The sequence below is a fragment of the Malonomonas rubra genome (assembly GCF_003247215.1).
GTDB classification, from domain to species: Bacteria; Desulfobacterota; Desulfuromonadia; order Desulfuromonadales; family Geopsychrobacteraceae; genus Malonomonas; species Malonomonas rubra_A.
Genome location: NZ_QKAP01000035.1, coordinates 23,810 through 31,452 on the forward strand (window position 1 = coordinate 23,810; position 7,643 = coordinate 31,452).

Sequence of the window (7,643 nt, forward strand, 5' to 3'; positions counted from 1 at the left end):
TTTTTGCGCAGAAGTACATCAGTTTTACTTGTATTGGTTTTTCCTGATAATTGTCTTTAAGGGGAATTTTACTGGTGGGGAGTTATTGCTCTGTCAGAGTTAGATTCCAAATATCTCGAATGCTCCAACATGTGGCTGGTCTGCTGAACTCTGTTCAGCAAACGGAGGAGAGGGGAATCGTCTTTGCAAAACAACAAAACCTGTTCCAGAGCAACTTTGAAGAGATTGCAGTGCAGATCAACGTTGCTGATGATCAAACCATCGATTCTGTACTCAAGCGAACCGGTGCCGCTCTTTACCGGACCTAAAACGGTGGCCCTGAGAGGCTAGAGGCCATACATCATTCCATTTAAAAAACAGGAAACAGCATCGGTTGCCAGGCAACAGATAGAATTTCGATTTTTTTCAGATATCGCTTCAACTTCAGAGTAATATCGAACAATGTCTATCGATTTCTTATCGATTGCGGCTATGATAGCTTTATGTCGATGTGAAGGATCGGTTTTGCAGAAAGGATATTTATGGAACAACTCGATCAAGTTGCTGCAATTATCGCAATGAGTATGGGAGTTGCTTGGGCAAGCGGGATCAATCTGTACGCGGCAATTCTGATGCTCGGTTTGCTCGGTTCTTCCGGTAACATGGTACTGCCTCCCGACTTGCAAATTTTGACCAATCCGCTGGTGATTTTCGCTGCGGGAGCGATGTATTTGGTTGAGTTTGTCGCCGACAAGGTTCCGGGCGTTGATAACTCTTGGGATACCCTGCACACCTTTATTCGCATCCCTGCCGGGGCGATGCTGGCTGCCGGTGCTGTCGGTGAAATGGACCCGGCGGTGTCTCTGGCTGCCGCGATTGTCGGCGGTGGTTTGGCTGCAGGTGCGCATGCTACCAAAGCTGGTTCACGGGTTCTGATCAACACCTCGCCGGAACCGTTCAGTAACTGGATGGCGTCGTTAAGTGAGGATGTGATGGTGATTGCCGGCCTATGGACCGCCTTGAATTACCCACTCGTCTTCATTGCGCTATTGCTGCTTTTTGTGTTGCTGATGGTTTGGTTGTTGCCGAAGATCTGGCGAGGAGTCAAGTTTGTGTTCACCGCGTTGATCAGTTTTATAAAGGGGGGAAGAAAAGGTCCTCCTGAGCCTCCCGAAATAAAAATGCCGAAGTCGTTCCCCGAATTGCCTGGCAATTCTGGCAATGGCCGTTGAGAAAAATATTGCTGATGGTTTTCATGTCCTGAAATAAGTTTACACTCAGGAGACTTATTTATGGACGGGACAGGTCCTTAAAAAAGGCCGGAAAGGTAATCCTTCCGGCCTTGAATTTGTTCTCTTTGATTCAGTAGCACATCTGCTGAGGAGCGATGTCAGTCTGCTGGTGTAAGCGGCGATCTTCACCACTAAAAGCAGAGCGGCTTTTCTGGCGAAGTGGATCTACACCGATCACAGCCCAGTCGTCATCCCGCTGGAACATCTGCACCTCACCCATAAACAGCAGGATATCCAGAAACTTTTGGGTTACGAGATCCTCTGTTCCATCCCTGTAGATCACCCGAATCATGACACCCGTCCTCCTTCGCCAATACTTTATAGGGCCCGTTTTGAAATTTGGAAAGATAAGCACAGTTATCGGTATTTTAAGCGAAGACCATGTTAGCAAAAAAAATAACTGAAAGGGAAGTAGAAAAATACAGTCAAATACGTGACTTTAAGTATGGCAGTTAATTAATAAATGCTATTGGTGGGAGGTGCCTCACTTGTTCAAAAATAGTTTATCTTTTGGGTGGGTTGGCTCGGGGTTGCAGCGCTTCCCAGCGTGTCGCTGTCGCTGAGCGTGGTTCGGTGGAACGTGACGAAGGAGAGCTCCGGGTCCGTACCCTGCTTGATGTTGTCGGTTATTTATTGCTTTCGGCGATGCCGGAAACTGCTGGTGAGGATGGGTTTAGTTATTGAGGTTCGAGTCGGCTCAGGGTTCTCCTTGTGAAAATTCTGCCGGTAAAGAGTAAAAATGACCAACGCCATGAACCGCTTTGATTCTTTCCGAGCCGTCGCTGTGAGGCGATAATTTCTTGCGCAACCGGCTGATATGAACATCGATGCTGCGATCGGGACAGCACTCCACCGCTACCCTTCGGCCAGAGGTCCTGTTACTGTTTCGTTCTTGGTCTTTGCTGTAATTTTCAACCTGCTTGGACACGGGGACATTATCCCAAATAAGTGTCCAAAAAAACCGATGCCATCCCATTATTAGTGCAAAGAAATAGCGTTAAGAATTGTTAAGTAGTTAATGGGAAAGGTTTGTGTTTGCGGGGCGGGGGATCATTCAAAAAAGCCTGATGCAAGAAGTTAGCGATCGCAGACAGATCCCCCCTACGAATCGATCAACCATCCTTGTGCCCGCACATAATTCCAGCCCCGTTCGGCAACTCTATCTGCAGGCGCTCAGTCCTGGATAATCCTGCCTGTCGCAGCAACTCAAAAAGTTCCAGTTCACTGTAAGATTGTCCTTCTGGGGTTCCCAGGAGCATATTTAGCGAAAACAACGCCGGGAAGAGTGGTGATGTGCGATCTTCGTCGAGGATAAACTCCTGAATGAACAGGACACCGCCCGGCTCCAAGGCACCAACCGCATTGGCCAGCATGTTGGAGCAATTCTTTGGTCCTTCCCCATGCAGGACATGGGAAAGCCATGCTACGTCAAAGCCTCCGGGCAAAGGCCCGTCGTGGAAATCACCGGCAACAAAATCGACCCTCTTGCTCATGGAAAAACGCTTCAAAGTTGCTTCAGCGAATGGCTGCGTTGTCCTCAGATCGAGAATAGTTGCATTGAGTTGCGGGTTTTGCTGACAGAAATGAATCGCGTAGGTACCTGGACCGCCACCAAGATCCAGTAACCGACGTCGGCCGGACAGGTTGATATGCGCGGCAACCTTCGGCGCAATCAGCATTGCCAGATTGAACATGCCTAGCAAAAAACTCTCGCGTTCATCCTCGCTCGGTTCGTGAGAGACGCGGTTGCGAACCGGTGCACCCGAACGCACTGCCTCGTCGAGACGACTCCACCCTTCCACCAAGTGGTGATGGTGCATGATAATATGACCGAGATAGGCGGGCGATTTACGGTCGAGGAATGGAGCGGCACTCTCAGTAACAGCATATTTCTCGTCCTGCTTTTCCAGTAGCTGCAGAGCAACCAGGGCATCGAGCAGCATGCTCAGGCCGCGGGCATCCAAACCCAACTTCTTAGCAATCTCTGTCGTCGCACACGGGCCATCAACCAAATGTGTGAAAAGATTCAGCTTTACGCCGGCATGCAGAGCACAGGTCCCCCAATAGCTCCCCGATAGTTTGAGAAGCTCGGCTGGTATCCATTCAATTGTCCCCATAACAACCTCCTTCGAGTTCTCTCTACAGCATGACATTCTTAAAACTATTAAGTCACTAAATTTGATGAAATGGTCTTCCCTTTCTATCGTTACGCCAACACCCGCAATTCCACCGGTTTGAGTCCGACCAGAACTAAAGCACAGTGCTTGGCATTAACAACAGGACCAAGTGGTGTGCAGAGCAACTGGTTGGTGTGAATAACGTGGAGGTGGTGGTCGTTGGGATTGGGATGCCTATCAACTATTATGTGCAATTGTTGCGTCTCCGTTAAACTGGTATTCGCGGCAGCTGGGATCTCCCGGTAGGCCACGCAACTATCTAGCCGCTAAAGTGGGAGTGTCCAAAACTCATTCCGGCATCGCGGCATGGGCGGAAATACTGATCGCCCTATACTCGCAATTATCCTCAATGTGCTATGACCATAAAATTTTTTTCAGGAAAATATCCATTTCAGATGGGGGAATATGCCAATGATTTTTTTAAAAAAGGGGGTACGGGAATTGTTCTGATATTTTAAGTTCCTGATATTCTTTAGAGTTTTAAGCTGCAAAAACGTTCGGCGTGATATTTGCTAGGTTTTGAATGCGTATTTGGATGGAATCGATGTGAGTTTCAGAGGGGGGTCGTTACAGGGAGGAGTTTCTGGAACTGGCTCTGGGTCAATCCAAGCCTTCTGGCCAACTCGGTATACAGACTAGACTTTCTGCTGGTTGACCAATTGGTGATGTTTCAGCACTGATGTGATTATGCTTGATCCAAAGGGCGGGCGTTGAAGAGTTTAAGAATCAAAATTTACGCAAAAGATTTATCCCTCCTCAGGCTATTAACTATAATTCTGGAGAGAAAAGGACATCAGGTTCAAGGATATACAGACAACTACTGTTGCCCTTCCTGCTCCCTTAAAAAATGTCCCTGTCCCCCAGGAACAGCATGTGCGGATGCAGTAATAATAAACACTAGGGAGCCGCTCTTAGAAACCCTGCCAATCCTCAAAGCCCAAAACGAAAACGGCTGTAAAATCGCAAAGCAACGAAAAGCCATTATGAGCTGTATTTTCACAGACGAACAAAGGCAAGCCATCCAGATTTTGGGATACCCTGTCATCAAAAAACCTTTTTCCTTGTCAACAATAGCAAAATGGCTAGAAACAGCTGAGCCTCATTTAAACAATTGATTGATATTTCTAGGGAGCGATTTTGTGTTCCAGATGTTTAGCTCTGAGATTTAAAAGTTCCTACTTGAGGAATTCGAAACTGAACTTTCTTCTCTTCGGCCTAGACACTCCTTTGGGCCACTATAGGCATGTTTGAAGCGTCCGTAAATTAGGGGTAGAACCCCATCAACCTGATAACGATAAGTCACAAGTTTTCAAGTCCTAAATCTTTACCTCATCTTTATCCTTCCTTAATCTCTCCTTTAACTAGCCTTGGTACAATGTGTTCAACATCGAAGGCAAGCAGTATTAACCCTAGGAACAATACCCGTTCTCACCAACTGAGGAGGACAAAAATGAACAGACAGATCGTACTATCACTGGTTACCGCATGCACAATGATTTTGTTTGGAACAGGCTCCGTCTTGGCAGGGTCAGCCACCAAAGTGGATAAAGCCATTTGGGCCCATGGAACAATCTACGGAACCATTGCTACCCCGACCTCCTTCAATTTACCTCCAGTTCAATCCACCGACACCATTTACAGCTTTATGTTGAGCGGATTGACAGGGCAACGCTCTGTTTCCGAAAGCGCGCCTGGCGACCGCAATTACAATGGAGGTCGCTGGTCAGTGAAAGTCGTGCTTTTCACTGACCAGGGCAAAGCGATTCACGATCCCGACAATGACGGTGCGGTGAATTTTGAGCTGACAAGTGCTGAGAAGGTTCTGGAGCATGAGGCTTTGGGGCATCTTACGATCATGGATACATCGATCTACTTTGAATGCCCTCTGCTTAAGAGCTAGTAACGGGGGGAGAAACAAGTTTTCTTAAAACTCGTGAGCCTTTATATGAACCGCCACCCCATTATGGAAGGTGGCGGTTTTGTTTGTTTGCCCAGCGGAGCTGGCAAACCCGGCCTGTTGCAAGAAGCAGGCGTCGCCCCGATCAGGGGGAAGACAATCCGAATCGCAAGGGCGTTGCTGGCAACGGCAGGGTCTGAAGGAAGCGATAGGAAGTAAGCTGCACATAGCGCAAGTGAACCTGATTCGGCACTGCGGGTGGGTAAGCGTCCAAAATAGCGCAAAGCCCGATACCTGATTGTAACCCGTCGTGTGTTTGAGGATGGCGTAGCTTACAGGGAGCCGGAAGGTAACTGGGGAAGCCTCGTATTGTCCAGATTCTCACGGTCAGAGGATTTGGTAAGGCTGGCACAAGAGGAGACTCAAGGCCAGCCAATGCAGTGCGAGGTGGCAGATGATTCCGTAGTAGTGATGAAGTCTCGGCCTGAGAAAGCTGGTAACAGTCTGGAGGAGAAAACCGGGATGACCTGTTGCTCGACGTCAGCAGGGACTGGTGAGCGTCAAAAGCCTCATCAGGGTGCGAAGGGATGACGTTCATTCGAAAGTTTCCATAGACACGGCGGATAGTCGCCGGGCTTTGAACACGAAGTTGCCTGACGAGGCAAGGCCCGATGAACGCGGTTAAGAGATTTTTTTTTTCTGCGCCATCGAACCGTTCACGCGATGTTGCGCAGTCCACCGTTCCACATTGCCCACAATGGGATAGAAGGGAACGGTCCTGCGGAAATAATGCAAAAGCCCACGACCATCGTCGCAGAAGGAAACGCAGAAGAGGGAAGATGGAGCAGATTTACTACAGTCTCTACGACCGCATGCTTCAAAAACAGAGATTGTTTCGGGCTTTTGTGAAAGTAAAATCAAATCGAGGTGCTGCCGGAAGCGACGGACAGAGCCTTGACGATTTTGCTGCACACCTGCCCGAAGAGATCGACTGTCTTCTCCATGAACTGAAGGACAAGAGCTATCGGCCCAAGCCAGTGCGGCGGGTTGAAATCACCAAGCCGGACGGTGGCATTCGAGCACTCGGCATCCCCACAGTTCGTGACCGTGTTGTCCAACAAGCGCTGCTGGACATCCTGCAACCGCTATTTGATCCCCACTTTCATCCGTCCAGCTATGGGTACCGTCCTGGCCGCAGTGGCCATCAGGCGATCGCCAAAGCCAGCCTGTTTATCAGGCAGTACCGGCGGAGATGGGTGGTCGATATGGATCTGTCAAAGTGTTTCGACACGTTAGATCATGAGCTGATCATCCAGAGCTTTCGCCGCCGGGTGGCCGATGGGAGTATCTTGGGATTAATACGGTTGTTTCTGCACAGCGGGATCATGACGGTAGATGGCTGGCAGCAAAGCCGACTGGGTAGCCCGCAAGGCGGGGTCATCAGTCCGCTGATTGCCAATGTTTACCTTGATGCCTTCGACCGGCATATGAAAAAGCGAGGACATCGAATTGTCCGCTATGCGGATGATATCCTGATCTTATGTGGATCAAAGAAAGGGGCAGATAATGCCCTGACGGTAGCACGCAACTACCTGGAAGGGGAACTGCGCTTGACGGTCAATGAACGCAAGAGCCGGATTGTCCACAGCCGGGATGGCGTGAGTTATCTTGGTGTTGAAATCGGGAGTCGCTACACCCGTATTCAGGACAACAAAGTGCAACAGTTCAAAGACAAGATCAGGGGTATCACCCGGCGGAACACCCCGGTTAATCTGGAGAAGGTCATCAAAGACCTGAATCCGGTGCTACGGGGTTTCGCCAATTACTTCCGGGTTGCTCACTGCCGTAGTCAGTTTCGAGAACTGGCCAGTTGGGTGCGCAGACGCCTACGAGCCAAACAGCTGACGCTGTGGAAGAAGCCAGGGCGGCTTCATCGCCGCCTGCGTCAGCTTGGCTACCAAGGCGAGTTTAAGGCCATCAAAATGCAATCGTGGCACAATGCTGCAAGTGCGTTGTCAAACTATGCGATGCCTAACAGTTGGTTTGAAGAGCTGGGATTATTTGATCTGAGCAGAGTGAAAACGGGTTATCTGCCTCAGAATTTTTGAGAGAAGAATGAGCAGGAGCCGTGTACGAGGCCCGTACGCACGGTTCTGTGAGAGGGATGAGGTGAGAAAATACCCGCTCACCTCACCCTACTCGATGTTTGCCCAGCGGAGCTGGCAAATCCGGCCTGTTGTAAGAAACAGGCGTCGCCCCGATCAGGGGGAAGACAGTACGAAACGCAAGAGGGTCGCT

10 protein-coding genes are annotated in these 7,643 nt (G+C 49.5%); 6 read left to right on the forward strand and 4 right to left on the reverse strand.

Translation table 11 applies throughout. The features are described from left to right. The first annotated feature begins 119 nt into the window (after positions 1-119). Positions 120-308, forward strand: a complete 189-nt coding sequence (locus Q7J88_RS03580; RefSeq protein WP_303720785.1) for a hypothetical protein — start codon at positions 120-122, stop codon at positions 306-308. Between the two features lie 213 nt (positions 309-521). Further along, positions 522-1,211, forward strand: a complete 690-nt coding sequence (locus Q7J88_RS03585; protein ID WP_303720786.1) for a DUF4126 domain-containing protein — start codon at positions 522-524, stop codon at positions 1,209-1,211. A 130-nt stretch (positions 1,212-1,341) separates the two neighbouring features. Here the strand turns inward: Q7J88_RS03585 and Q7J88_RS03590 are convergent, their stop codons facing one another. After that, a complete protein-coding gene (locus Q7J88_RS03590; protein ID WP_303720787.1) occupies positions 1,342-1,563 on the reverse strand; it encodes a GSU3473 family protein in 222 nt (73 codons plus the stop codon). 227 nt (positions 1,564-1,790) lie between these two features. Between Q7J88_RS03590 and Q7J88_RS03595 the strand changes: the two genes are divergently transcribed. Continuing rightward, positions 1,791-1,955 (forward strand): hypothetical protein, encoded by a 165-nt coding sequence (locus Q7J88_RS03595; RefSeq protein WP_303720788.1) that lies wholly within the window; start codon positions 1,791-1,793, stop codon positions 1,953-1,955. Positions 1,956-1,968: 13 nt separating this feature from the next. On the opposite strand, the gene Q7J88_RS03600 is transcribed toward Q7J88_RS03595, so the two are convergent. From Q7J88_RS03600 to Q7J88_RS03610, 3 genes are all read right to left on the reverse strand, one after another. Next, positions 1,969-2,247, reverse strand: a complete 279-nt coding sequence (locus Q7J88_RS03600; protein WP_303720789.1) for a winged helix-turn-helix domain-containing protein — start codon at positions 2,245-2,247, stop codon at positions 1,969-1,971. 136 nt (positions 2,248-2,383) lie between these two features. Further along, positions 2,384-3,388, reverse strand: a complete 1,005-nt coding sequence (locus Q7J88_RS03605) for a methyltransferase (protein WP_303720790.1) — start codon at positions 3,386-3,388, stop codon at positions 2,384-2,386. An 89-nt stretch (positions 3,389-3,477) separates the two neighbouring features. After that, positions 3,478-3,642 carry a hypothetical protein gene (locus Q7J88_RS03610; protein ID WP_303720791.1) on the reverse strand — a complete coding sequence of 55 codons (165 nt, stop codon included), beginning with the start codon at positions 3,640-3,642 and terminating at the stop codon, positions 3,478-3,480. A gap of 516 nt (positions 3,643-4,158) precedes the next feature. Between Q7J88_RS03610 and Q7J88_RS03615 the strand changes: the two genes are divergently transcribed. The 3 genes from Q7J88_RS03615 (at position 4,159) to ltrA (ending at position 7,453) form a co-directional block, all read left to right on the forward strand. Continuing rightward, complete coding sequence (locus Q7J88_RS03615; RefSeq protein ID WP_303720792.1) at positions 4,159-4,563, forward strand: hypothetical protein; 405 nt, start codon at positions 4,159-4,161, stop codon at positions 4,561-4,563. A 335-nt stretch (positions 4,564-4,898) separates the two neighbouring features. Then, entirely contained in the window at positions 4,899-5,348 is a 450-nt protein-coding gene (locus Q7J88_RS03620; RefSeq protein ID WP_303720793.1) for a hypothetical protein, read from the forward strand. Positions 5,349-6,184: 836 nt separating this feature from the next. Then, positions 6,185-7,453 (forward strand): group II intron reverse transcriptase/maturase, encoded by a 1,269-nt coding sequence (gene ltrA, locus Q7J88_RS03625; protein WP_303720794.1) that lies wholly within the window; start codon positions 6,185-6,187, stop codon positions 7,451-7,453. Positions 7,454-7,643 lie beyond the last annotated feature (190 nt).